Here is a 24,157-nt window from a genome sequence, read left to right on the forward strand (position 1 = left end):
CGATGAAGTTTTCGCTTTTCGTCCATATGGAACGCTCGGATCTTGCCAAGCCGCATTCCGAATTGCTGGCGGAACTGGAAGAGCTCGTCCTGCTGGCGGAAGCGGCCGGCTTCGAGACGGCCTGGATCGGCGAGCATCACGGGATGGAATTCACCATCTCGCCGAACCCGTTCATCAACATCGCCCATCTCGCCGCCAAGACGAAAAAGATCCGCCTCGGCACCGGCACGATCATCGCGCCCTTCTGGCATCCGATCAAACTCGCCGGGGAAGCGGCGATGACCGATGTCGTGACGGGCGGCAGGCTGGATCTCGGCATCGCTCGCGGCGCCTACAGCTACGAGTACCAGCGCGTCTTTCCCGGACTAGACGCCTGGGGCGCCGGCCAGCGCATGCGTGAGATGATCCCGGCGATCCGCGGCCTCTGGGACGGCGACTACGAGCATTCCGGCGAATTCTGGCAATTCCCGCCGACGACTTCCTCGCCCAAGCCTTTGCAACAGCCATATCCGCCTATCTGGGTGGCCGCGCGCGACCCGAACTCGCACGACTTCGCGGTGGCCAACAAATGCCAGGTCCAGGTCACGCCGCTTGCCTCCGGCGACGGCGAGGTCGCAAGCCTGATGGAGCGCTTCAACGCCGCCTGCCAGGCTCATCCGGACATAGCACGGCCGCAGATCATGCTCCTGATGCACACTTTCGTGGCCGAGGACGCGGCAGACGCCGATCGCCTGACCCAGGACCTGTCGACCTTCTACTGCCAGTTCGGCGCCTGGTTCCAGAACAAGAAACCAGTCCACCAGGGCATCCTGGAGCCCCTGACCGAGGACGAGATCGCGGCCATGCCGCAATATGCGCCGGACAAGATCCGGCAAAACCTCGTGATCGGCGAGGCCGACGAGGTGATCGCACGGCTGAAGACCTATGAGGCGCAAGGCTACGACCAGTACTCGATCTGGATCGACAGCGGCCTTTCGCACGAGCGCAAGAAGAAGTCGCTGCAGCTGTTCATCGATAAGGTGATGCCGGCCTTCCGGGAGACAGGGTCGCGATGAGCAGCACCGCCTTCAGGAACTACATCGACGGGCGGTTCACGGAGCCTTCCTCCACCTTCGACAGCATGGACCCTTCGACAGGCTTGCCCTGGGCGACGATGCCGGCCGCTTCCGTTGCTGATGTCGACCGGGCCGTGGAGGCCGCGCACCGCGCGCTGCGCTCCGGCCCATGGGCGACGATGACGGCGACCGCGCGTGGAAAACTGCTGGTGAAGCTCGGCGATCTCGTCGCCGCCAATGCCGGGCGGCTGAGCGAGCTGGAAACGCGGGACACCGGCAAGATTATCCGCGAGACCCGCGCCCAGATCGCCTATGTCGGCGACTACTACCGCTACTATGGCGGGCTGGCCGACAAGCACGAAGGGACTTTCATCCCGATCGACAAGGCAGACATGGAAGTGACTGTGCGACCCGAGCCGATCGGTGTCGTCGCCGCCGTCGTGCCGTGGAACTCGCAGCTCTTCCTGTCGGCCGTAAAACTCGGCCCGGCGCTGGCCGCCGGCTGCACCGTCGTTCTCAAAGCCTCCGAGGATGGTCCGGCGCCACTACTCGCTTTCGCCGAGTTGGTTGGCGAAGCCGGCTTTCCAGCCGGCAGCGTCAACATCATCACCGGCTTCGGCCATGATTGCGGGCATCGCCTGACCAGCCATCCGCTTGTCGCACGCGTCGCCTTTACCGGCGGTCCCTCGACCGCGCGGCGCATCGTCGCCAACACGGCCGAGAACCTCGCCTACACCACGCTGGAGCTCGGCGGAAAAAGCCCGGTCGTCGTCTTCGCCGATGCCGATCTCGATAGCGCCGCCAATGCCGTCGTCGCCGGCATATTCGCAGCCACCGGCCAAAGTTGTGTCGCGGGGTCACGACTGCTGGTCGAGCGCTCCATCAAGGACGATTTCCTTGCGCGACTGAAGGGCAAGGCCGAGGCCATCGTCATCGGCGATCCGCAGGATCCAGCTACCGAGATGGGGCCGCTGGCGACTTCGCGCCAGCGTGAGAGGATCGAGGCGATCGTAGCGGAGAGCGTGGCGGCCGGTGGTCGGCTGATCACCGGCGGCGCACGGCCGAAAGACAGCGCTGAGGGATATTACTACGCGCCGACGATCATCGAAGCGCGGGACCAAACCCTCTCCTGCGTGCGCGAAGAGCTGTTCGGCCCGGTGCTCAGCGCTATTGCCTTCGAGAGCGAGGCCGAGGCGCTCGCTCTCGCCAACGACACGGCCTTCGGCCTTGCGTCTGGCGTCTTTACCTCAAACCTCGCCAAGGCGCATCGCATGGCGCGCGGTATCCATGCCGGCGTCGTCTGGGTCAACACCTACCGCGCCGTCTCACCGCTGGTGCCCTTCGGCGGCTACGGCCTTTCCGGCCTCGGCCGAGAGGGTGGCCTCGATGCCATCCGCGATTATACGCGCTCGAAGTCGGTGTGGATCCGCACCTCGGACGAGCCGATTCCAGATTCCTTCGTCATGCGCTGAGGCGGCATGACGGCGGTGCACTAAAGAACAAGAAACGGAAAGAACAGATAAGAGGAGAACGAGATGAAATTGATTTTCGCAAGCGTAGTTGCCGGGCTTATGGCGACCACGGTCGCAAAGGCCGATGAAATGGTGTTCACCAGTTGGGGCGGGACCACGCAGGAGGCTCAGACCAAGTCCTGGGCCGAGCCCTTCACCGCGTCGTCGGGTATCAAGGTGCTGCAGGACGGGCCGACCGACTACGGCAAGCTGAAGGCCATGGTGGACGGCAAGAACGTCACCTGGGACGTCGTCGACGTCGAGATGGATTTCGCCATCAAGGCCGCCAAGGACGGCCTGCTCGAGCCGATCGACTTCGCCGTCGTGCCGAAGGCCGATCTCGACCCGCGCTTCAGCAACGAGAACGCTGTCGGCAGCTTCTACTATTCATTCGTGCTGGCCTGGAACAAAGGCGCCGTCTCCGGCGAGCCGGCAAGCTGGGCCGACATGTTCGACACCAAGAAATTTCCCGGCAAGCGCACCTTCTACAAATGGTCTGCGCCGGGCGTGATCGAGATCGCGCTGCTTGCCGACGGCGTGCCGGCCGACAAGCTCTATCCGCTCGATCTCGACCGCGCCTTCAAGAAACTCGACACCATCAAGTCCGACATCGTGTGGTGGGGCGGCGGCGCGGAATCGCAGCAGTTGATCGCTTCCGGTGAAGCCGCCTTCGGCCAGCTGTGGAACGGCCGCGTCTTCGCGCTGGAGAAGGACGGCGCCGATGTCGGCGTATCCTGGAACCAGAACCTCACCGCCGCCGACGTGCTTGTCGTGCCGAAGGGCGCCAAGAACAAGGACGCAGCGATGAAGTTCCTCGCCACAGCGACCAGCCCGACCGGCCAGGCGAAATTCGCCGAGGCGAGCGGCTACGCGCCGATCAACACCAAGGCCAAGGCCGAAATGGCTGCCGACGTGGTCAAAGGCCTGCCCGACGCGCATGTCGATGGCCAGATCAACCTCGACATGAACTATTGGGCCGAGCATCGCGACGAGATCGCCAAGCGCTGGTACGCCTGGCAGGCGAAGTAGGCGCCGTCGACCGTGACAAGGATCGGGGCAGCTCCGGCTGTCCCGCCCCCCAACTTGGGAACCGCCATGTCGGTGGAAGCACAGCAAGGGATCGCAACCCCTCGGATACCGGCAGGCCTTGGCGGCCTGCTTCCGGCGTTGATCCTGATCGGACTTTTCTTCGTCGTGCCGGTGCTGGCACTTTTGCTGCGAAGCGTCACCGACCCCGCTCCAGGCCTGCAGAATTATGCGGCGCTGCTGGGGGATGGCACCTATGCGCGGGTGTTCTTCAACACTTTCCTGGTCGCAGCCGTCGTCACCATCGTCACCGTGCTGGTCGCCTTCCCCGTCGCCTGGATGCTTGCGATCATGCCACCAGCGCTCGCTTCCATCATGTTCGGCATCATCATCCTGTCGATGTGGACGAACCTGTTGACCCGCACCTATGCCTGGATGGTGCTGCTGCAGCGTACCGGCGTCATCAACCGGGCGCTGGTAAGCGCCGGCATAATCGACCAACCGCTGCCGCTCATCAATAATCTCACAGGCGTCACCATCGGCATGGTCTATATTATGCTGCCGTTCATGATCCTTCCGCTGGTCGCCACCCTGCGCGCGATAGATCCGATGACCTTGCGCGCCGCCGCCCTTTGCGGTGCCAGCCCGCTTGCCGCGTTCCGCCGCATTCTTCTGCCGCTCTCGCTCCCCGGCATCGCCGCCGGCGGCCTGATGGTCTTCGTCATGTCGCTCGGCTATTTCGTCACCCCGGCGCTGCTCGGCGGCACGTCGAACATGATGCTGGCCGAAATGATCGCGCAGATGATTCAGTCGCTGCTCAACTGGGGCCTCGGCAGCGCCGCCGCCTTCATCCTGCTCATCGTCACCATGTCCCTCTATGCGCTGCAACTGCGTCTTGTCGGCTCAAAACGCTCGACGGGAGCCGCCTGAGATGCTGCTCGACTATGACCGCCTCGGCTGGCTGAAGGTCGCGCTGCTTGGCTTCACCGCGCTGGTGGCGGCATTTCTGCTCCTGCCGGTAGTGTTCATCGTGCTGCTCTCCTTCGGCTCGTCGCGCTGGCTGGCATTCCCACCGCCCGGCTGGACGCTCAAATGGTACGAGGAATTGTTTGCCGATCCCTCCTGGATCGAAGCGGCCCTCACAAGTGCCCGCATCGCCACGATGACTGCTATCCTTGCCGTCGCCATTGGCCTGCTTGCCTCCTTCGCGCTGGTGCGCGCCCAGTTCCGCGGCCGCGAGATCCTGCGCGGGCTGCTCTTGACGCCCATGGTGCTGCCGGTCGTCGTTTTTGCCATCGCCATCTACGCCTTCTTCCTGAAGCTTGGCCTCGGCGGCACCACGATCGGCTTCGTCGTTGCCCACACCGTGCTTGCACTGCCCTTCGCCATCATTCCGATCGCCACAGCGCTCGAAGGATTCGACAAGTCGGTCGAGGACGCGGCCATCGTCTGCGGCGCCAGTCCGCTTCAGGCGAAGCTCCGCATCACCCTGCCGTCGATCCGCATCGGCATCTTCTCCGCCGCGATCTTTTCCTTCCTGGCCTCTTGGGACGAGGTGGTCGTGGCGATCTTCATGGCTAGCCCGACCTTGCAAACCTTGCCGGTCAAGATATGGGGCAGCCTGCGATCCGACCTCACCCCCGTCATCGCCGCCGCCTCCAGCCTGTTGGTTGCACTCACGCTCGCCCTGATGGTCGTGACGGCACTCTTGCGCCGAAAGCTGCAGACATGACCCAACCCTTTCTCTCAATCCGCAAATTGCGCAAGGCATTCGGTGCGTTCACCGCCGTCCACGATGTGACGCTGGATATTCCCAAGGGCGAGTTCCTGACCTTCCTCGGTCCGTCGGGCTCGGGCAAATCGACCACGCTCTACGCAATCGCCGGCTTCCAGGACCCGACCTCCGGCAACGTGCTGCTGCAGGGCAAGTCGCTGCTGTCGGTGCCCTCGCACAAGCGCAACATCGGCATGGTTTTCCAGCGCTACACGCTATTCCCGCATCTGAGCGTCGCCGAAAACGTCGCCTTCCCGCTCCGCGTCCGCCGCCGGCCCGACTCCGAGATCAAGCGCAAGGTCGCCGACATGCTGTCGCTGGTGCGGCTGGAAAGCTTCGCCGAGCGTCTGCCTGCCGCGCTTTCCGGCGGGCAGCAGCAACGCGTCGCGCTCGCCCGCGCGCTGGCCTACGATCCGCCGATCCTTCTGATGGACGAGCCATTGTCGGCACTCGACAAGAAACTGCGCGAGGAGATCCAGGCCGAGATTCGCCGCATCCATCGCGAAACGGGCGTCACAATCCTCTACGTCACCCACGACCAGGAAGAGGCGCTCCATCTGTCGGACCGCATCGCGCTCTTCCGCGATGGCCGAATCGAGCAGATCGGTTCCGGCGAGGACCTCTACCTGAGGCCCGCCACCGATTTCGTCGCCGGGTTCATCGGCAACTCGAATTTCCTCGCCGCCGAGCATCTGGCAACGGTGGACGGCGCCTCCACCATACGCCTTGCCGATGGTTCGCTCGTTTCCGGAATAAATGCCAATGGCAGCTTCGCCTCGGGACAGAAAGCCAGGCTGATGATCAGGCCGGAGGCGTTCCACCTGGAGCGCTCGCCGAACACTGCGGAGCTGGCGGTCGAGATCGTCGATGTCGCCTTCTATGGCGAGCGCCGGCGCATCGTCGCGCGTACCGGTACCGGTCAGGAGATCGACATCAGGCCGACCTCTGCAGCTCTGGCGGCGCAGGACGTCTCACCAAGCCATCGGGCAGTATTCTTCGATCCTGGCGCGGCTTTCCTTTTTCCCGCCTGAGGCCTGTCGATTTCAAACGCGAATAACTTGTCGTACGCTGCCCGCTTGCTCGTCGGGGGCGCCGAAATTCGCCGCCAGCCAGGCAATGGCCCTGGCGACATCTTCGATCGCGAAGCGCGCCGCGGTCTCACCTTGCGGCTTCACCCGGATCGAAATTCCTCCCGCGGCATTGACGGTGTCGAAGCCGTTCTCGTCGGACGTGTCGTCGCCGAGGAACACCGGACGCCTGCCGGTGAACGGATCGAGCTGCATGAAGCGCCGGATCGCGGCGCCCTTGGCGGCTTCGAGCGGCATCAGCTCGACGCCGGCATTGCCGGCAATCACCCGGTAGCCTTTCGGCAGCCGCTCAAGCGCTGCCTCCACCAGTTCCGTCGCCCGTGCCAGGAGTTGGGGCGCGGCTCGCGTGTGGATGGCGAGCACTGGCCCCTTGCGCTCGACATAAACGGCTTTGCTTGCCAGTTCCAACTCGATCTCATCGGCGAGGACCGCCATGTCCGCCGGTTCGTCGGCGGCCTCGATCGGTCCATCCGGCGTAAGCCTGTGTTCCAAACCGTAGAGGCCGGCGACACGTAGCTTCAGCGGATCGAACAGATGGTCGACGGCCGCGATCGAGCGGCCTGTGATGAAGGCAAGCGCTCCGTCCAGCCGATGCTCGATCGTCTCCAGCAATTGCCGCAGCTCGTTGCTGACCGTCACACTGTCCGGGTGCGCAGCGTGCTCCAGCAAGGTGCCGTCGATATCGAGGAAAAGCGCCCAGCGTCCTTCGGGAAGCGGCGGGGTGAGGTCTGCCTGACTATTCATCGGAATCCGACTGCCTGCTTGCGTTCGAACATGGAAACGACATTGTCGCCGGTGGAGGCCGCTGGCCGATCGTATGAAGCCGTGACTCGGTCCAGGTCGCCGCGCTTCCTGAGCCTCGCTGCGTCGAGCAGCATGCTGCCGGCCCATCGATACACATTGTTGTCGCGCACGATCTCGCGCATGCGCCGCATGCGCTCGCGCTGCTCGTCCGGCCCCATGGTCAGCGCCTGCAGCATCGTCTCGCTCATCGTCGCGGTGTCGTAGGGATTGACGATCAGCGCCTCCAGCAATTCGCGCGACGCGCCGGCGAAGGTGCTGAGCAAAAGGACGCCCTGCTCGTCGTCGCGCGAGGCCACGAATTCCTTGGCGACGAGGTTCATGCCGTCATGCAGGCTGGTGACGAGGCAGATGTCGGCTGCGCGATAGAGTTCATAAACCGCCGCCTGCGAATGGTGTTCGGCCACCATGACCACCGGCTTGTAGGATTGGCTGCCGTAGCGCCGGTTGAGCTCCTCGGCATAGCGCATGCATTCCTCGTGCAGGTGCTTGTAGGCCGGCAGCGTGCCCCGGCTGGGAGCCGCGATCTGCAGGAAGACGACATTGCCGACCGTTTCGGGATGACGAATGAACAGCTCCTCCAATGCGTGGAAGCGATCGAGGATGCCCTTGGTGTAGTCGAGACGCTCGACGCCGACGCAGAGCTTGGCATCCGCCGGGATGCTGAACCGCTCGCGAACACGCGCGCGGCAATCGTCGACGCTAGGCAGCGCTTTCAGGACCTCGGCCGGCCATTCGATCGAGATTGGATAGGAGTGCACCAGAGTCACCTGGCCGCCATAGGAGACGGCGGCGTCCGCCCGCTCGATGCGGCTTTCCATGAAGCGGTCGACGCTTTCGGTGAAGTTGTTGGCGTGGAACTGGGTGTGGAAGCCCATGATGGAGCTGCCGAGCAAGCCGTCGAGGATGCGCTCACGCCACGGGCAGATGCTGAACACTTCGGAGTTCGGCCAGGGGATATGCCAGAAGGTGATGACGATCGCCTCCGGCAGCCGCTCGCGGATCATGCGCGGCAAGAGCGCGAAGTGGTAGTCCTGGACGAGCACGATCGGGCGCTCATTGCGCGCCTCGGCAACCACCGTCTCGGCGAATTTTCGGTTTACGGCCTGATAGGCCTCCCAGTCGGACTCGCGAAAGATCGGGCGCGTGAAGGCGATGTGGCAGAGCGGCCACAGGCCCTCATTGGCGAAGCCGAGATAATAGCCTTGATATTCATCGTCGCTCAGCCAGACGCGGCGCAGCGTGTAGGACGGGTTGCCGGGCGGGACCTGAACCCGGTCGCCCTTGTCGACCATCCGGCGGTCGGCGCTGCCGCCGCCATAGGCGATCCAGGTGCCGGCGCAGGCGCGCGTGATCGGCTCCAGCGCCGAGACCAAACCGCTTGCGGGCACGACAAGCTCGACTCCGCCATCCCTGGTCTCGTTGTGGATATAGGGTTCGCGATTGGAGACGACGATCACCTGCGCTTCCGGCAATTCGTCGGCGAGGATCTTGCGCAGCGTGTCCGGCGACCACGTGACCAGAGCCGCTTCGACAGATTGCCCGTTCTTCTCGAATTCGCGCAACACCTTGCGCGCGGCCTCGGTGGCGAAGTCGTCGCCGGTGCCGGACGACACCGCTGCCGCCGGTCGATTGCGGCGATGCCGGGATATGGAAATGAAGATCGCCAAGGCGGATAGCCCCAGGCTTGCGAGAACAAGAACCAGAAACAGGTCGACGCCATATTGTGTCATAGAAATGCCAGGTTGCCTCCGGCTGTCCGCTCAGTGTTTTCGTTCTTGCCGGCTGCGGACCGGTGAGCCGGATCTGTGTGTGCAACGCACTAAGCGGCCATGGGTTCCGACATTTTTCGATTGTTGAACGCGGGGTTGCGCCCCTTTATTTACGTGCGCACGATGAGCGGCACCTGGCCTTCGTGCCGGTCGGAAAGGAAGGCGACGACGCGGTCGCCGACCCGCTGGAAGGTGAGATCGACCGCCTTGTCGCCGACGGAAAGATGGCGGAGCGTCAGCGTGTCGATGCCGATCGGCAGCCTTGGCCGCGTGACATGCAGTTCGCCTTCCCAGCCGTCGATCTCCAGGCCAAGGCATGCCTGCATCAGCATGAAGGCTGAGCCCGCCGACCACGCTTGCGGCAGGCAAGCGACGGGATAGGCAATTGGCGCCTCGCCAGGCGCGCGGGTGAAGCCGCAAAACAGTTCCGGCAGCCGCATGTTGAAATGCACGGCCGACTCGAACGTCCCGCTCATTAGCCGCACCACGCTGTCGCGTTCGCCGTAGCGTGCGAGGCCGACCCCGCAAAGCGCGGTGTCATGCGGCCAGATCGAGCCGTTGTGGTAGGACATCGGGTTGAAGAACACCGCGTCGTCGGCGAGCGTCCTCAGTCCCCAGCCGGAATGGAAGGAGGCCGACAGCAATTGGTCGGCGACCAGCTTGGCGCGCTCGGGCTGCGGCAGGCCGACGAAAAGCAGATGCCCGGCATTCGAGGTCCGCACCTTGCAGGGCTGGCCTTCGCCATCGATGGCTAGGGCGTAGAAATCCATGTCGTCGAGCCAGAAATCCCGCTCGACGGCGACGCGCATTTCCTCGGCTCGGTTTTCCCAATGCTCGGCGTCGGCATACTCGCCGCGGCGACGCGCCAGCGCCGCCAGGCCGCGAAAGGCGGCAAAGACATAGCCCTGCACCTCGACAAGCGCGATCGGTCCCTTGGGAATGCGCCCATCGGCATGGAAGACGGAGTCGAAACTGTCCTTCCAGCCTTGGTTGGCGAGGCCGGACTCGGCGGCGCGCTGATAGGTGACGAAGCCGGTGGCCCGGCTCGCTTCCTCCGTCCATTCGGCGGCGGCCTTGAGCGAGGGCCAAAGCTTGTCGATGAAAGCCATGTCGCCCGTGCGGTCGGCATAAGCGGAAGCCAGATGGATATAAAGCGGCGTGGTGTCGACGCCACCGTAGTAGCGGCCGAAGGGAAGCTCGCGCAGCGCCGCCATCTCGCCCTTGCGCGTCTCATGCATGATCTTGCCCGGCTGGGAATCGCTGAAGGGCGATGTCTCCGTCGCCTGGTGCTCGGCGAGAAAAGCCAGCACGCCGCGCGCCAGTCCGGGATTGAGCCAAAGCATCTGCAGACTCGAGATGACGCCGTCGCGGCCGAATGCCGTCGAAAACCATGGGATGCCGGCATAGGGATAGGGCCCCGTCGAAAGCTCGGTGGTGAGCAGCGCCACGTCGGCGCGGGCGCGCTCGACCCAATCGTTGAAGACGCGCCCCGAACTGTGCACCGTGGCGCCATGCCTGCGCTTGGCGCGCATGCCGAAGCGGGCGCGTGCCGCCGCGGCGCGAAAGCGGTCGCGGTCGGGCGGATCGGCAACCTCGGGACCGACTTCGACATAGAGCACCTTCTGGCTGCGCTTGGTCACCGCGATGAGGAAGTCGGCGCGGTTGTCGCTCAACTGGTCGGGCGCCTGCGAAAAGGAGATCGCGGAAAGCCGCGGCAGGCCATCCAGGCCGTCATAGCCGAGCAGCACCGAAGTCTTGTCGGTCTTGGCGACATGCGTGGTGCCACGCCTCACCCGGGTCGAGCCTCGCACCTCGAACATGTCGCGAAAGTCGGCGGAAAAATGCAGCGAGACCGTGATGGTCGAATGCTCGCGGCTGTAGTTGGAAAGCGTGATGCGCTCGAAAAGCCTGTCCTGCCAGATCAGCCTGACGCGTTCGATATGGATAGCACCCTGCGGGATATCGCGGCCGGCCACACTCTGGATCGGCAGGTTGGTCAGGTTGGACGTGAACAGCACATTATCCTGGCTGAGCGAGGCGCCGAGCAGCGACATCTGCCTGCCGCCGATGGTAAGCCGGAACTCGGACAGCACGCGCGTGTCGTCGCGGAAGAACCCGTCGCCCGCCCCCCTGATGTCGCCATAGGCGTCGGCGACGGCGAAGCAGTCGCCCTGCTTGAGCGCAAAAAGCCGGTGCGGTTCGCGCGGCGCCGTTTCGTCCAGCGAGGAAAGGGCCACGGCGGGATCGAGCTTGCGCTCGTCGAGCTCCGTCATTGATCACCTCTTCGTTTGCCCCGCCCAAGAGCATGATGCCGAAAAGTGTGCAGCGGTTTTCGGACGACATCATGGTCAATCTCGTAGATTGGCGCAGTGAAGGTCAGGAAGCCATGGCCTCCGGCATGCCGGTCAGGCGCATATAGGCCGCAAGATAGTCGCGCGCCATTCTTGTCGCCGAGAACCTTTTCTCGAAGACCGCCCTCACCTGCCGCCGGTCGAGGTCGAGAATTGCAGGCACCGACGCGACAGCATCATCCACGCTGTCCACGACGAAGCCGGTGACGCCGTTGTCGACGATCTCCGGCAGGGCGCCGTTGTTCCAGGCGATCACTGGCGTGCCGCAGGCCATGGCCTCGATCGCGACGAGGCCGAAGGGCTCCGGCCAATCGATGGGGAACAGCAGGCCGGCCGCGTTGCCGAGAAACGCGGCCTTCTTGTCTTCCGTGATCTCGCCGACGTATTCGATACGGTCACCGTCGATGAGCGCCTCGATGTTGTCGCGGAAATAGGCCCGGTCGTCGTCGCCGATCTTGGCCGCCAGCTTCAGCTTCAATCCGGACCGCCGCGCGATCTCGATGGCGCGGTCCGGCCGCTTGTCGCGCGACAGGCGGCCAAGGAAAGCTAGATACGGCTCTTGCGCCCGCGGCTCGTAGGTCGGCCGGTAGGCGTCGAGCGGCAGTCCGTGATGGATCGTTGTCAGCCAGTTCGCATCCGGCAGGCCGCGCTTCTGGCTGCGCGAAATCGAGATCATCGGGAAGCGCGGGAAGCGCTTATAGGCCGGCGCCAAGTCGACATAGTCGAGCCGGCCATGCGGCGTCGTCACCGTCCGCGCCGCGATCTGTTCGAAGAAGGGGAAATGCAGGAAGTGGCTGAGATGGAAATGGATGACATCGAACTCGCCGGCGCGCTCGCGCACATCCGCCAGCATCGCGAGATGCGCGGCGATCTCCGATTTCTTCGGCCGTGCGTCGAGGCGTATCGCCTTGTCGCGCCCGGGCAACAGCCTGGCCGACGTCTCGCTGTCGCCGCTCGCGAACAGCGTCACGTCATGCCCGAGCGCGACCAGTGCTTCGGTGATGTAGAAGACGATCCGCTCGGTGCCGCCATAAAGCTTCGGCGGCACGGATTCGTAGAGCGGCGCGACATGGGCAATGCGCATCGGGTCCCTCGGCTGTTGACGCGAAGCAAAATGCGTCAGCCGCGAGATCGTTCCTGCCCAATTGGTCGCGGACGCGATTGAGATCCGCTCGATAGCCATGACAGGTCGGCCAGGGCTTCCAACCTCGCGGCGTTCCAGACAACATCACCCAAGGTGGCGGGCATGCCACTGCAGGTGATCGTCCATGAAGGTCGAGATGAAATTATAGGAATGGTCGTAACCTTCGTGCATCCGAAGGGTGAGATCGATCCCTGCCTTTTTGCACGCCTCATCCAGCAGCCATGGCCGAAGGCCGTCCTGTAGGAAGCCGTCCGCCGTGCCCTGATCGACGAGCAGTTCCGGAAAGCGCTTGCCGTCCTCGATCAGCAGCGTCGCGTCATAGGCGCGCCAGCTCTTTTCGTCCGATCCGAGATATTTTTCGAAAGCCGGCCGCGACCAGCCGGCCGTGGACGGCTGCACGATTGGCGCGAAGGCCGAGCAGCTCCGGTAACGCTCCGGATTCTTCAGCGCGATCGTCAGCGCGCCGTGCCCGCCCATCGAATGGCCGAAGATCGCCTGGCGCGACATGTCGGCCGGGAAATTGGCGGCGACGAGCGCCGGCAATTCCTCGGTGATGTAGGAATACATGCGGTAGTTCTTCGCGTAAGGCTCTTGCGCCGCATCGAGATAGAAGCCGGCGCCGCAGCCGAACTGCCAATTGTCCTTCTCGTCCGGAACGTCGGCGCCGCGCGGGCTGGTGTCGGGGCACACGATGACGAGCCCGAGCTCGGATGCCAAGCGACGGTATTCGCCCTTGTCCATGACATTCGCGTGCGTGCAGGTGAGGCCCGACAGGTACCACAGGACCGGGCGCGGCCCGTCCTTCGCCCGGGGCGGCACGAAGACGGCGAAGGTCATGTCGCAGGCGCAGGCCTCGGAAGCGTGCGAATAGACGCCCTGGACGCCGCCATGCGATTTGGAAGTGGAAACGACCTTCATCAGCTCTGCCTCTTGTCGGAAAATCCTGACCCGGCTTAACCGCCGGGCATGATCGACGCAACCCGCCGCTTCGGCAAACGAAGATCGGCGGCGCGATGAAGCGCGCGCGTTCGGTTAGCCCGCGGCAGCGATCAGGTCCGGGCCGACTTGTTGAAAACGGGGCACGCCGCAAAGCTTCAGGCCCGTTGCGATTTCGTCAAGCAGGATATCCAGCACGCGCTCGACGCCGGCCTGGCCCGCCACCGCGCCGAACAGCGCCGCCCGGCCAATAGCTGAGGCGGTCGCTCCGCGTGCCTTTGCCTTGATGACATCCACGCCCGTGCGAATGCCGGAATCGATCAGGACCGGAGCGCGGCCGTCCACGGCCGCGAGCACGGCGCCGACCGCATCGACGCTCGATATCGCGCCGTCAAGCTGCCGGCCGCCATGATTGGACACCCAGATCCCGTCCGCGCCCGCCTCGATCAACCGCGCGGCATCATCCGAATTCAGGACGCCCTTGACGACCAGCGGGCCCTTCCACCAGTCGCGGATCGTGCGAAAGTCGTCCCAGTCGAAACCCGCATGGAGATTGCGACCGACGCGCGCCGCGATCGTCAGCCCCGCGCTGGTGTCGCCGAGATAGCCGCGGACATTCTCGAATTGCGGCAAGCCGCCGCGAAGCAGCCGAAACGACCAGCCAGGATGCGCGATCCCTTCGAGCACGTGGCGCAGGGAAGGCCGCAGCGGGATCGAAATTCCGTTCCTCAGATCCTTCTCGCGCTTGCCGCCCGTCTGGAGATCGACCGTGACGACGAGCGCCGAATAGCCGAACGCTTCAGCCTGCCGCACCAGTTGGCGATTGAAATCGAAATCCTTCAGCACATAGAGCTGGAACCAGAGCGGTCCCTGGACCGCCCTTGCCATCCGCTCGATGCCGGTCGTCGCCATGGTCGACAGCGTGTAAGGAATACCGCGTGCCACCGCCGCTTTCGCGATCGCGATATCGGCCCCGGGTCGCACCAGGGCGCACGACCCCATCGGGCTGATCACCAATGGCGTCGGATAGGTCGTGGACCACATCGAGGTGGTCAGGTCCGGCTGGGAAGCATCGGTCAGCACGCGAGGCAGCAACCGGATACGCTCGAAGCCGGCGCGGTTGTCCTGCAAGGTCAGTTCCTGACCTGCCCCGCCGTCGACGAACTCGAAGACCGACTTCGGCAGCCGGCGGCGCGCCAGCTGGCGGAAATCCTCGACCGATACGCAGCGGTCCAGTCGCCCCATCGCCTCAGGCCGCGAGCCGGTCGCAGAGGTTCCCTGTGATCTCGGCGGTCGACGACTTCCCTTTGAGGTCGGCGCTCAGCAGCCCGTTCGCCAGGCACGCTTCCGTCACCCGGCGAATCTGTTCGGCGGCCCGGCGCAGCCTTTCGTCGTCATGTCCGCACCCGAGCCAGTCGAGCATGGCCGCCGCCGACAGGATCGTCCCGTAGGGATTTGCGATGCCCTTGCCCGCAATATCCGGCGCGGATCCGTGCGCCGCCTGGAAGAAGCCCTTTGCGTCGCCGACCTCGGCCGAGGGCGCCATGCCCATGCCGCCGACCGTCGCCGCCGCCAGGTCCGAGAGAATGTCGCCGAACATATTCTCGCTGACGATGACGTTGAAGTGGCCGGGTTTGAGCACGAGGTGCATGGCCATGGCGTCGACCAGCGCATGTTCCGTCGCGATGTCGGGGTAGTCCTTCGCCACCTCGTCGAAGACGGAGCGGAAAAAGGCGTAGCTGCGCAGCACGTTGGCCTTGTCGCAGCAGGTCACCCGCCGCACACCGTCGCGCGGCGCGCCGTTCGACTGGCGCGCGAGTTCGAAGGCCTTGCGCACGATGCGCTCGATCCCCGCGCGCGTCTGCACGAGCGTGTCGACCGCCACCTCGCCGCGCAGCAGCGCTCCTGCCCCGCGCGCCGCGTAAAGCCCCTCGCTGTTCTCGCGCAGGATGATGTAATCGATGTCGCCGGCCTTCACCCCGCTGAGCGGGCTCGTCACGCCTTCGAAGAGCCGGATCGGGCGGATGTTGGCGTAGAGGTCGAGCTCGAAACGCAGCCTCAGCGTGAAGTCGAGCCCCGCTTCGGTGCCGTCCGGATAGACCACGCCGGGCAGCCCGCCGGCGCCGTGCAGAATCGCATCCGCCGCCCGGCAGGCCTCAAAGGTCGGCTGCGGAAAGCTCTGCCCGGTCTTGAGGAAGTGTTCCGCCCCGGCCGGGTATTCGGTGAATCGCAAAGGACAGCCCGATCCGAATGCCGCCTTCACCACCTCGACTGCCGCGGCGCACACCTCGGGGCCGATGCCGTCGCCATGCACGACCGCGATCTCATAGACATCCTTCATCGCCAATCTCTCAGGAACCGCAAACAGTCAGATACATTTGCCGCCGTCGACATTGAGGTCGACGCCGGTGATCATGCTGGCTTCGTCGGAGCATAAGAACGCGGCGGCGTTGCCCATGTCCTGCGGCGTCGACAGCCGGCCGATCGGAATGGTGGCGACCACGCGGGCGCGGTTTTCCTCGCCGGAGCCGATGAAGGTGGACAGAAGCGGCGTGTCGCCGGCGACCGGGTTGATCGCGTTGACGCGGATGCCGAAGGGCGCGAGTTCGACCGCCATGGCGCGGCTGGCGGCGATCGCCCAGCCCTTGGAGGCGTTGTACCAGGTGAGGTTCGGGCGCGGCGAGACGCCGCCGGTGGAAGCGACGTTGAGGATCGCGCCGGACTTGATGGATTTGAAATGCGGCACCACGGCGCGGGCGCCGTTGTAGATGGAGCGCATGTTCACGTTGGCGATGCGGTCGAACAGGCCTTCGTCCATCGTTTCCAGCGGCAGCGGCGGCTGCGCGACGCCGGCATTGTTGACCAGTATGTCGAGGCCGCCGAAGGCCGAGCGCGCCAGGTCGGCGGCAGCCGCGAAGCTCTCCAGCGTCGACACGTCGCCCGTGATCGGCCGCACCTTGTCGCCGGCGTCGCCAGCAACGCGCGAAGCCGCTGCCCCGTCACGGTCCATCAGCACCACCGACGCGCCCTCGGCGACGAACTTCTTGACGATCCCTTCGCCAAATCCCGACCCGCCACCGGTGACGATGGCGACCTTGCCAGCAAGTCTCATATCTGTTCCTCCGTTGCCGAGACCATCGGGGAAGACGCGCGGCTTGCACAGTCCGATTATCTGAACGCCCTTTTAGCTTTCCTTGTTTGAGGTGGCCCCCGGCGGGAGTAATAGTCGCGTCGCAATTCGTGAGGAGGAGACGATGACGCTGAACTTCGACCCGAGGGCGAAGGCCACCGCGCTCTACCATGGCGAATTCCGGCCGATGTTCATCGGTGGAAAGTGGGTCGCGGCACAATCCGGCCAGTTGATGCAGGCGCTGAACCCGGCGACGGGGGAGACGTTGGCGACGGTGCCACGCGGCGGAGCCGCGGATATCGACGCGGCGGTGGCCGCCGCGCGGGCCGCGTTCGAGGGGCCTTGGTCCAAGTTCTCGCCCTACGAGCGGCAATGCGTGCTGCTCAGGATCGCCGACCTGTTCGAGAAGCATTGGGAAGAGCTCAGCGTCTCCGACACGCTCGACATGGGGCTGCCGATTACCCGAACGCTGGCCAACCGGCGCCGGGTCATCGGCATGCTGCGCTTCTATGGCGGCATGGCGACCGCCCTGCATGGCGAGGCGATCGACAATTCCATTCCGGGCGAGATCGTCACCTTCACCCGGCGCGAGCCGGTCGGCGTCGTCGGCGCGATCATCCCTTGGAATGCGCCCACCGCCGCCTCGATCTGGAAGATTGCGCCGGCCTTGGCCACGGGCTGTACCATCGTGCTCAAGCCGTCCGAGGATGCCTCGCTGACGCCGCTCCTGATCGCGAAGCTGATGCAGGAAGCCGGTGTGCCCGACGGCGTCGTCAACATCGTCACCGGGACCGGGGCCGAAGCCGGCGCCCGGCTTGCCGAACATCCCGACGTCAACAAGATCGTCTTCACCGGCTCGACGCTGACCGGCCAGGCGATCGCCCGTGCCGGCGTCACCAACCTCAAGCGCGTTTCGCTCGAGCTCGGCGGCAAGTCGCCGATCATCGTCTGCCGCGACGCCGATATCGACAAGGCAGTCCCGGTCGCCGCGATGGCGGTGTTCGTGCATTCGGGCCAGATCTGCATCGCCGGCTCGCGCCTGTTCGTGGCGCGTGAAATCCATGACGAGTTCGTGCGCCGGGTCGCCGAGTTCGCCGGCAAGCTGCGCATCGGCCACGGCATCGAGGCGGAAACAGAGATCGGCCCGCTGATCAACGCCAGGCAGGCCGGCAAGGTCGAAGGCTACATCAAGGCCGGCAACGAGGAAGGCGCCCAGCTGGTCGCCGGCGGCTCACGGCTGACAGGCAAGCTTTATGACGGCGGCAACTTCATCGCCCCCACCGTCTTCGGCGCGGTGTCGGACAAGATGACGATCGCGCGGGAAGAGATCTTCGGGCCGGTCATCTCTGCGATGCCTTTCGACACGCTGGACGAAGCGGTCGCGCGCGCCAACGCGACGCCTTACGGCCTGGCGGCCGGTATCTTCACCACCAATCTCGGCACTGCCCACAAGCTCGCGCGCCGCGTCAAGGCAGGCTCCGTCTGGGTCAACATGTACCACGCCATCGACCCGGCCGTGCCGTTCGGCGGCATGAAGATGTCCGGTTATGGCCGCGAGGGCGGCGTCGAGCATATGCACGAATATCTGGAGACCAAGGCAGTCTGGATACAGACAGAGTAAGCAATTCCACCAAAAGTGCGCAGCGGTTTTCCGTCCGGAATTGCTTTAAAACAAAGAGTCAGCCAACGCGCCGGAACGTTAGTGAGCCAGTTCGCGCAGATTGGTGCGGATCAGGTTCATCAGCTGTTCGGAGAAGGAGTGGTGCACATAGCCCCGCGCGGTGATGATGCCGACGGAGCGATGGGCATCGCGATGGTCGATCGGCACCACGCGCATGCGCTCGTCGTTGCGCGAGATCGCGATACCCGGCACGACGCAGACGCCCAGTCCCGACGACACCAGCGCCACCGCCGTCTGCGCGCTTTCGACTTCGTATTGCGGCTTGAGCTCGATGCTTTCCGCCGCCGTCAGCCGATCGAGAAGCCCGCGCACCGCCGTCTTGCGGTTGAGCAGGATCAGCGGGAAACGCGCGAGGTCGGACAGATTGATCTTCCGCTCGCCGCCATAGGTCTCGGTCGGGATGCAGGCCATCAGCGGATCGTCCAGGATCGACTCGAACTGGAAGTCGTTGAGGTTCGGCAGTTCGGGGCCGAGATAGAACTCGACTTCCTGCTGCTGCAGAAGCGCCAGCGCCGCCTGCGGCGGCGTCTCGATGACTTCGACCATCGAGCGCGGATAGCGCAACTTGAACGTCGCCAGTATGTCGCCCAGCCTGCTCGCCGCGAGCGTCGGCGCGCAGGCAATCTGCACCTTGCCCTTGCGCCGCGCGGCGATCTCGGTCAGCCGGTCTAGGCTGGACTGCACCTGCGACATCGCGTTGGCGATCTCCTCGAACAGCACCTGGCCTTCGGGCGTAAGGCTGGCGCGCTGCGCCGTGCGGATGAAGAGCGAGATGCCGATCTGCTCCTCGAGGTCGCGTATCTGCATGGAAACGGCGGACGGTGAGCGGTTGCTTTCTTCGGCAGCGCGACGGAAGCTGCCGTTTTCGGCGGCAAGCAGGAACGTCTGCAGAAGTTTGAGATTGATGCTGGACATGTCCGCTCGGGCAGGTGGTCTGACCTCCTGACCTATTCAGACCCGGCAGCGATTGCAAGGCAGTAGGGCCGGGCCAGACGCCGGCCCAAGTTTAGCCAGCGAATTTATTCCCGATCAAGGTGTGTTGAAATTCAGATCAGGCCGAGTCGAGAACGATGGCTTCCGAGAACCGGAGCGGAGCGAACTTGAAGTACGTGAGCACCGGAAGCGCAGGAGGCCGTCGTTCGCAGGCCGGCCTGATCTGAATTTCAACACACCTTAGTGGACCGCGGCGAACATGACGCGCTCCTCGGTCGCCTCGGACAGCATCATCTCCTCGACCACGCGACCGCGCTTGACGACCAGGATGCGGTCGGAAACCGCCAGGATTTCCGGCAGATAGGAGGAGATGACGACGACGGCCATGCCCTGATCGGCGAGATCGCTGATGAGTTGGTGGATTTCGACGATGGCGCCGACATCGACGCCGCGCGTCGGCTCGTCGAAGATCACCAGCTTCGGCTGCTGGATCAGCGATTTGGCGATGACGACCTTTTGCTGGTTGCCGCCGGAAAGCTCGATCATCCTGGCGCGGTCGCTGATCTGCTTCAGCCTGAGCCGCTCGCCCCATTGCTTGGCGAGTTCCTTCGCGCGTGACATCGACACCATCGACAACGGGTTGGAGGCGTCGGTCAGCTCGCCGATCTGCAGGTTCTCGCCCGCCGTCATGGTTTCGAAGAAACCGTCGAACTTGCGATCCTCAGTCACATAGACGATGCCGTCGCGCACGGCCGGCCGCGGCACCCGGTAGCGCACCGATTTGCCGAGCAGCCGGATTTCCCCGCCATGGAATATGTTGCGCTTCAGCAGGCCAGCAACGACCTTGGCCATTTCGGTGCGACCGGCGCCGACCAGTCCGAACATGCCTGTGACCTGGCCCGAAAAAACAGAGAAGGACGAGTTGCGCACCAAGCCGGCGCAGGAGAGGTTCTCGACCGACAGCACCTTGTCGCCATAGGGACGCGCGATGCGCTTGACCTCGCCATGCAGCGTTTCGGTCAGCGTGCGGCCGACCATGGCCTGCACGATGGAAGCGCGGGTGAAGCCCTTGGCGGCTCCCGAAGCCACGATCTCGCCATCGCGCATGACGGTGATGCGGTCGGCGACGGCAAGCGCCTCTTCGAGCGCATGGGTGATGAAGACGACGGCGATGCCTTCCTTCACCAGCCGCTGCAGAAGGTTGAAGAAGTGGCGCTTCTCTTCCGGTGTCAGGGTCGCGGTCGGCTCGTCGAAGATGATCACGCGCGCCTTGTGATGTACGGCGCGCGCAATCTCCACCATCTGCTTGTGCGCGGCGCCGAGCGTGCTCACCTGCGCGGTCGGGTCGACCTGGAAGCCCATGCCGGCGAGGAACTGGCGCGCCTGGATATAAAGGCCGCGCAGCCGGTTGAACATCTTCTCTTCGCCGAGATAGAGGTTCTGCGCCACCGTCATGGCCGGCACCAGATTGGTCTCCTGGAACACCATGGCGATGCCGGCGCGAAGCGCTTCGGCGGGCGTGGCGAAAGACACCTCCTTGCCGTCGAAGAACAGCTTGCCTTCGGTCAGCTTGAACACGCCGGCCATGACCTTGGTCAGCGTCGACTTGCCGGCGCCGTTTTCGCCAAGCAGCGCGTGTATCTCGCCCTTGCGCAGGTCGAAATCGACATTCTTGAAGGCCGGGATGCGCGAGAACGCCTTGGTCGCGCCCCTCAGTTCGATGATGTTATCCGACATCGCTTACCCTCGCTTGCCGCTGGCGACTTTGGCCAGGCGCACGATCCGCGACCCGCCGCGCGAGGCGACGAGCAGGTCGTCGTCCGCCTCGCAGGCGCTGAGAGTGCCGTGCACGGTTCCGTCGGCGCGCGAGTGGAAGCTCGACAGCGGCTTCATGTTCTGGTCGCAATGCACCACGAGCCCATAGGACCGAGTGACCGCGTAAGGCTTCAGCACGTTCATCTGCTTGAGCTGGCTGCCCTGCATCGGCTCTCGGTAGTCGCGCCACGAGCTGAGCGACGGCGCCATCCAGTAGGCCTCCGGCACCTCGGCGAGCATGCGCTTACGGAAGGTCTCCTCGCGCAGGATGAACTCCACCAACTGGTTGCGCACGGAATAGAAGGTCAGCCAGTAGCCGGCGTTGAAGGCCGGCGCGATGCGGGCGGGATAGGCCGGCAGATGCTCCAGAACCGGTACCGTTGCCTTGCTGGCGAGATCGATCGCCAGCACGCGATGACGCCAGGCCTCGGTGACGTAGACGCGGTTGGAGCCGGTCGTGGCGATGCCGGCGGGCCAGCCGAGGCCGTCGCGGATCAGCTCGAGCCGGCCGCTTTTCAGGTCGAGGCGCCAGACCGAGCCGGAAGCGTTCTTCTGCATCAGGTCGCGGCGCCAGCCGCTCGCCGGCAGCGAGGCCGAGCCGTTGGCCACCAGCAAGGTGTTGCTGTCGAGGAAAGTGAGCGCGGTGACACAGGATAGCCTGCCGGCCTCGTCGCCCGTCGCCTCCCGCCCGTCATGCAGGCCGCCGCGGATGACGACGCCCTTGCCGTCGATCGCCAGGGCGGTCATGCCGCGGGCATGGGCGAGCGCAGTGATCTCGCCGGGGAATTCCTGCGTCACTTCGGGCTTGCCGTCGGCGTCGAACCTCATCAGCCGGTTCGCGCTGCTCGCCAGCATTCCCTTTTCGGTCCGCACCAGATTGTCGGCGTCGGTGAGGCCGGCGAAGAGCTCCGCCTCCTCCAGTCCCTGGTTGGGCAGCAGTGGCCCGTCGAGCGTGGGCACGGTCACCGCCCAGTCGCCCCGTCCGAGGAAGCGGTCGAAAAGCCGGCTCACGGCGCTCATGCCTTTTTGCCCCAATAGGAATCCGAGCTGAACCAGTTGGGATTGACCCCCTTCAGCGGCAGCGTCCCCATCCGGTTGTTGAAGATGCCGCAGAGATAGAGGATGCCCTTATGCTCGCGCATCGAGGTGATCATTGGATGCTTTTCGCCGGCCTGGTCCCACAGGCTTTCGAGGATCTGGCCCTTCTCGTCGAAGCGCAGCACGCAGCCGGTGTTGAGATTGGGCATCAGCCAGGCATCTTCCGACACGCGCCGCGCCATGCGGCGGCGGAAGCCCGGCATTTCCAGCGACAGGTCCAGCGCCGGCGTGCGCATGCCCATCAGCGCCAGCCAGTAGGTGCCGTCGGAGGCGCGGTTGATGTTGTCGGGATAGCCGGGCAGCCCCTCGATGACCCGCTCCACCCTGCCCTTCTTCGGGCCGTCGAAATAGTAGCGGCTGATGCGGCAGGCCCAGCTCTCCGCGAACAGCACGGACTGGCCGTCGAACGCCGTGCAGATGCCATTCGGGAAGACCAGATTAGACAACAGCGTGCGGGTCGAGCCGGTGCGGGGATCGTGCACGATGATGCGCCCGTTGCCGCGGCTTTCGAGCGCGTCCGCATACCAGTCGTGCATCTCGAAACGCACGGTGGCTTCGGAAAAAACGATGCGCCCGTCCGGCAGGATGTCGCAGTCGTCGGCGAGCTTCATGGTCGAATCGTCGACGACCGATGTCAGCGAGCGGTTGGTCTCGGCCGTCAGCAGCTTCACCTCGCCCGCCGGCGAGACCTGATAGAGGCCCATGCCGGCAACGCAGATGACCAGATTGTCGTCGCGGTCGAAAGCCATGCCGAGCGGCGAGCCGCCAATATGGGCGAACACTTCGCTTTCGGTGTAGTGCGGGGGCTTGAAGCGCAGGATGTCGCCCTGGCGGCTGCCGGTGTAGAGCCGGTCCTGCCGGTCGAAGATCACGTCCTCGGCGCCGTCGAGGAAGCCAAGACCGATGACGCCGACATCCTTCAGCCGGTCGTTCACCGCCATGGGCGCGCCGGGCTCGGTCGAGATCGCCTGCGGCATCTTCGCGAAGGTCGGCGAGATATAGACGCTGCGCAGGATCTTGTGCCGGTTCTTCACCCAGCGCACGTCGAGCATCACCGACAAGAGCAGGACAAGGCCGAGGATCAGGTAGTTGACCGGGCCAGGCACGGCCAAGGCCAGCAGGCTGTTAGACAGGACGAGCACGAAGAGCGTGCCCATCAGCGCCTTGGCCACCGAGCCGCGCCCGCCGCCGAGCGAGATGCCGCCGAGCACCGTCGCGGTCAGCACCTGCAGTTCGAGCCCGGTGCCGATGTCGGAAGCAGCACTTCCAATGCGGGCCGAGAAGAAGAAGCCGGAGAGCGCGACCAGCACCGAGCACAAAACATAGGCGCTGAACAAGGTGAAACGCACATTGATGCCGGCATTGTAGGCGGAGCGACGCGCGCCGCCCACCGCGAACAGCCGCCAGCCATAGCGTGCGCGCGACAGCACCAGATGGATCACCAGCGCGATGATCAGGAAGACCACGAAAGATGTCGGCACGCCCCAGATCGTGCCGAAGCCGAGGAAATCATAGGTCGGCGAATCCGGCCCGCTGGTGACGATTGCCGTCGAGACGCGCGGGAAGATGATGTCGAAGGTGGAGCGATAGATGATGAGCGTGACCAGCGTGGTCAGGAACGCCCGCATGCGCAGGAAACCGACCAGGAAGCCGTTGATGGCGCCGCAGACGACACCCAGGCCAAGGCACGCCAGCAGGCCGATCCCGAAGCTCCATTGCTGGACGTTCATGCCGTAAAGTGTGACCAGAACGGCGAGCGCGAAAGTCGAACCGACCGAAAGATCGATGCCGCCGGACACCATGACGATGGTCATGCCGAGCACGACAAGGCCGAGCTCCGCGGTCTGGCCACTGAGATTGGTCAGCGTCGTCACGTCGAAGAAGCCCGGCACGATCGAGCCGAAGATCGCGCACAGGATAACCAGCGCTGTAAAAGGGATGACGCTGTCGATCCACTTCTTCGTCAGAATCTCCCCGACCACGTGGTCGGGGAGCAGACGATAGCGCCAGCGTACAAGGCTTTCGGCCGTGCTCATCGGAAA

At 64.6% G+C, this 24,157-nt stretch carries 19 protein-coding genes; 7 read left to right on the top strand and 12 right to left on the bottom strand.

Annotated features, from left to right (window positions below):
* The first annotated feature begins 2 nt into the window (after window positions 1-2).
* From ACR64R_RS13895 to ACR64R_RS13920, 6 genes are all read left to right on the top strand, one after another.
* Window positions 3-1,055: an LLM class flavin-dependent oxidoreductase gene (locus tag ACR64R_RS13895; protein ID WP_487362182.1), complete on the top strand. Its 1,053-nt coding sequence runs from the start codon at window positions 3-5 to the stop codon at window positions 1,053-1,055.
* A complete protein-coding gene (locus tag ACR64R_RS13900; RefSeq protein WP_487362183.1) occupies window positions 1,052-2,527 on the top strand; it encodes an aldehyde dehydrogenase in 1,476 nt (491 codons plus the stop codon). Before ACR64R_RS13895 ends, ACR64R_RS13900 begins: the two co-directional genes overlap by 4 nt.
* 63 nt (window positions 2,528-2,590) lie before the next feature.
* Window positions 2,591-3,595 (top strand): ABC transporter substrate-binding protein, encoded by a 1,005-nt coding sequence (locus tag ACR64R_RS13905; protein WP_487362184.1) that lies wholly within the window; start codon window positions 2,591-2,593, stop codon window positions 3,593-3,595.
* Window positions 3,596-3,661: 66 nt separating this feature from the next.
* On the top strand, window positions 3,662-4,522 hold the full coding sequence (locus ACR64R_RS13910) for an ABC transporter permease (RefSeq protein WP_487362185.1): 861 nt from the start codon (window positions 3,662-3,664) through the stop codon (window positions 4,520-4,522).
* A 1-nt stretch (window position 4,523) separates the two neighbouring features.
* Window positions 4,524-5,324: an ABC transporter permease gene (locus tag ACR64R_RS13915; RefSeq protein ID WP_487362186.1), complete on the top strand. Its 801-nt coding sequence runs from the start codon at window positions 4,524-4,526 to the stop codon at window positions 5,322-5,324.
* Window positions 5,321-6,397 carry an ABC transporter ATP-binding protein gene (locus tag ACR64R_RS13920; protein ID WP_487362187.1) on the top strand — a complete coding sequence of 359 codons (1,077 nt, stop codon included), beginning with the start codon at window positions 5,321-5,323 and terminating at the stop codon, window positions 6,395-6,397. The genes ACR64R_RS13915 and ACR64R_RS13920 overlap by 4 nt, the downstream gene beginning before the upstream one ends.
* 12 nt (window positions 6,398-6,409) lie before the next feature.
* Here ACR64R_RS13920 and otsB read toward each other — a convergent pair whose 3' ends face one another.
* From otsB to ACR64R_RS13960, 8 genes are all read right to left on the bottom strand, one after another.
* Entirely contained in the window at window positions 6,410-7,198 is a 789-nt protein-coding gene (gene otsB / locus ACR64R_RS13925) for a trehalose-phosphatase (RefSeq protein WP_487362188.1), read from the bottom strand.
* The gene (locus ACR64R_RS13930) at window positions 7,195-8,988 is read right to left on the bottom strand and encodes an alpha,alpha-trehalose-phosphate synthase (UDP-forming) (protein WP_487362189.1); all 1,794 of its coding nucleotides are present in this window, start codon (window positions 8,986-8,988) and stop codon (window positions 7,195-7,197) included. Before ACR64R_RS13930 ends, otsB begins: the two co-directional genes overlap by 4 nt.
* 149 nt (window positions 8,989-9,137) lie before the next feature.
* The gene (locus ACR64R_RS13935) at window positions 9,138-11,300 is read right to left on the bottom strand and encodes an amylo-alpha-1,6-glucosidase (protein ID WP_487362190.1); all 2,163 of its coding nucleotides are present in this window, start codon (window positions 11,298-11,300) and stop codon (window positions 9,138-9,140) included.
* A gap of 103 nt (window positions 11,301-11,403) precedes the next feature.
* A complete protein-coding gene (locus ACR64R_RS13940; RefSeq protein WP_487362191.1) occupies window positions 11,404-12,462 on the bottom strand; it encodes a glycosyltransferase family 4 protein in 1,059 nt (352 codons plus the stop codon).
* A gap of 144 nt (window positions 12,463-12,606) precedes the next feature.
* A complete protein-coding gene (gene fghA / locus ACR64R_RS13945; RefSeq protein ID WP_487362192.1) occupies window positions 12,607-13,440 on the bottom strand; it encodes an S-formylglutathione hydrolase in 834 nt (277 codons plus the stop codon).
* 114 nt (window positions 13,441-13,554) lie between these two features.
* Complete coding sequence (locus ACR64R_RS13950) at window positions 13,555-14,703, bottom strand: alpha-hydroxy acid oxidase (protein WP_487362193.1); 1,149 nt, start codon at window positions 14,701-14,703, stop codon at window positions 13,555-13,557.
* A gap of 4 nt (window positions 14,704-14,707) precedes the next feature.
* The gene (locus tag ACR64R_RS13955; RefSeq protein ID WP_487362437.1) at window positions 14,708-15,799 is read right to left on the bottom strand and encodes an isocitrate/isopropylmalate dehydrogenase family protein; all 1,092 of its coding nucleotides are present in this window, start codon (window positions 15,797-15,799) and stop codon (window positions 14,708-14,710) included.
* A gap of 27 nt (window positions 15,800-15,826) precedes the next feature.
* On the bottom strand, window positions 15,827-16,570 hold the full coding sequence (locus ACR64R_RS13960; RefSeq protein WP_487362194.1) for a glucose 1-dehydrogenase: 744 nt from the start codon (window positions 16,568-16,570) through the stop codon (window positions 15,827-15,829).
* Window positions 16,571-16,712: 142 nt separating this feature from the next.
* On the opposite strand from ACR64R_RS13960, the gene ACR64R_RS13965 reads away from it, so the two are divergent.
* Entirely contained in the window at window positions 16,713-18,209 is a 1,497-nt protein-coding gene (locus ACR64R_RS13965) for an aldehyde dehydrogenase family protein (RefSeq protein ID WP_487362195.1), read from the top strand.
* A 78-nt stretch (window positions 18,210-18,287) separates the two neighbouring features.
* Here ACR64R_RS13965 and ACR64R_RS13970 read toward each other — a convergent pair whose 3' ends face one another.
* The 4 genes from ACR64R_RS13970 to ACR64R_RS13985 all read right to left on the bottom strand — a co-directional run bounded on the left by ACR64R_RS13970 (window position 18,288) and on the right by ACR64R_RS13985 (window position 24,151).
* Window positions 18,288-19,184: a LysR family transcriptional regulator gene (locus ACR64R_RS13970; protein ID WP_487362196.1), complete on the bottom strand. Its 897-nt coding sequence runs from the start codon at window positions 19,182-19,184 to the stop codon at window positions 18,288-18,290.
* 258 nt (window positions 19,185-19,442) lie between these two features.
* A complete protein-coding gene (locus ACR64R_RS13975; RefSeq protein WP_487362197.1) occupies window positions 19,443-20,939 on the bottom strand; it encodes a sugar ABC transporter ATP-binding protein in 1,497 nt (498 codons plus the stop codon).
* Between the two features lie 3 nt (window positions 20,940-20,942).
* Entirely contained in the window at window positions 20,943-22,037 is a 1,095-nt protein-coding gene (locus ACR64R_RS13980; protein ID WP_487362198.1) for a strictosidine synthase, read from the bottom strand.
* The gene (locus ACR64R_RS13985; protein ID WP_487362199.1) at window positions 22,034-24,151 is read right to left on the bottom strand and encodes an ABC transporter permease; all 2,118 of its coding nucleotides are present in this window, start codon (window positions 24,149-24,151) and stop codon (window positions 22,034-22,036) included. Before ACR64R_RS13985 ends, ACR64R_RS13980 begins: the two co-directional genes overlap by 4 nt.
* Window positions 24,152-24,157 lie beyond the last annotated feature (6 nt).

The organism is Mesorhizobium sp. MC2-1-1, assembly GCF_057597255.1.

Bases quoted from the DNA above. Each gene is read 5' to 3' on its own strand.
- ACR64R_RS13895 (WP_487362182.1), top strand. From the start codon at position 3: ATGAAGTTTTCGCTTTTCGTCCATATGGAACGCTCGGATCTTGCCAAG.
- ACR64R_RS13900 (WP_487362183.1), top strand. From the start codon at position 1,052: ATGAGCAGCACCGCCTTCAGGAACTACATCGACGGGCGGTTCACGGAG.
- ACR64R_RS13905 (WP_487362184.1), top strand. From the start codon at position 2,591: ATGAAATTGATTTTCGCAAGCGTAGTTGCCGGGCTTATGGCGACCACG.
- ACR64R_RS13910 (WP_487362185.1), top strand. From the start codon at position 3,662: ATGTCGGTGGAAGCACAGCAAGGGATCGCAACCCCTCGGATACCGGCA.
- ACR64R_RS13915 (WP_487362186.1), top strand. From the start codon at position 4,524: ATGCTGCTCGACTATGACCGCCTCGGCTGGCTGAAGGTCGCGCTGCTT.
- ACR64R_RS13920 (WP_487362187.1), top strand. From the start codon at position 5,321: ATGACCCAACCCTTTCTCTCAATCCGCAAATTGCGCAAGGCATTCGGT.
- otsB (WP_487362188.1), bottom strand. From the start codon at position 7,198: ATGAATAGTCAGGCAGACCTCACCCCGCCGCTTCCCGAAGGACGCTGG.
- ACR64R_RS13930 (WP_487362189.1), bottom strand. From the start codon at position 8,988: ATGACACAATATGGCGTCGACCTGTTTCTGGTTCTTGTTCTCGCAAGC.
- ACR64R_RS13935 (WP_487362190.1), bottom strand. From the start codon at position 11,300: ATGACGGAGCTCGACGAGCGCAAGCTCGATCCCGCCGTGGCCCTTTCC.
- ACR64R_RS13940 (WP_487362191.1), bottom strand. From the start codon at position 12,462: ATGCGCATTGCCCATGTCGCGCCGCTCTACGAATCCGTGCCGCCGAAG.
- fghA (WP_487362192.1), bottom strand. From the start codon at position 13,440: ATGAAGGTCGTTTCCACTTCCAAATCGCATGGCGGCGTCCAGGGCGTC.
- ACR64R_RS13950 (WP_487362193.1), bottom strand. From the start codon at position 14,703: ATGGGGCGACTGGACCGCTGCGTATCGGTCGAGGATTTCCGCCAGCTG.
- ACR64R_RS13955 (WP_487362437.1), bottom strand. From the start codon at position 15,799: ATGAAGGATGTCTATGAGATCGCGGTCGTGCATGGCGACGGCATCGGC.
- ACR64R_RS13960 (WP_487362194.1), bottom strand. From the start codon at position 16,570: ATGAGACTTGCTGGCAAGGTCGCCATCGTCACCGGTGGCGGGTCGGGA.
- ACR64R_RS13965 (WP_487362195.1), top strand. From the start codon at position 16,713: ATGACGCTGAACTTCGACCCGAGGGCGAAGGCCACCGCGCTCTACCAT.
- ACR64R_RS13970 (WP_487362196.1), bottom strand. From the start codon at position 19,184: ATGTCCAGCATCAATCTCAAACTTCTGCAGACGTTCCTGCTTGCCGCC.
- ACR64R_RS13975 (WP_487362197.1), bottom strand. From the start codon at position 20,939: ATGTCGGATAACATCATCGAACTGAGGGGCGCGACCAAGGCGTTCTCG.
- ACR64R_RS13980 (WP_487362198.1), bottom strand. From the start codon at position 22,037: ATGAGCGCCGTGAGCCGGCTTTTCGACCGCTTCCTCGGACGGGGCGAC.
- ACR64R_RS13985 (WP_487362199.1), bottom strand. From the start codon at position 24,151: ATGAGCACGGCCGAAAGCCTTGTACGCTGGCGCTATCGTCTGCTCCCC.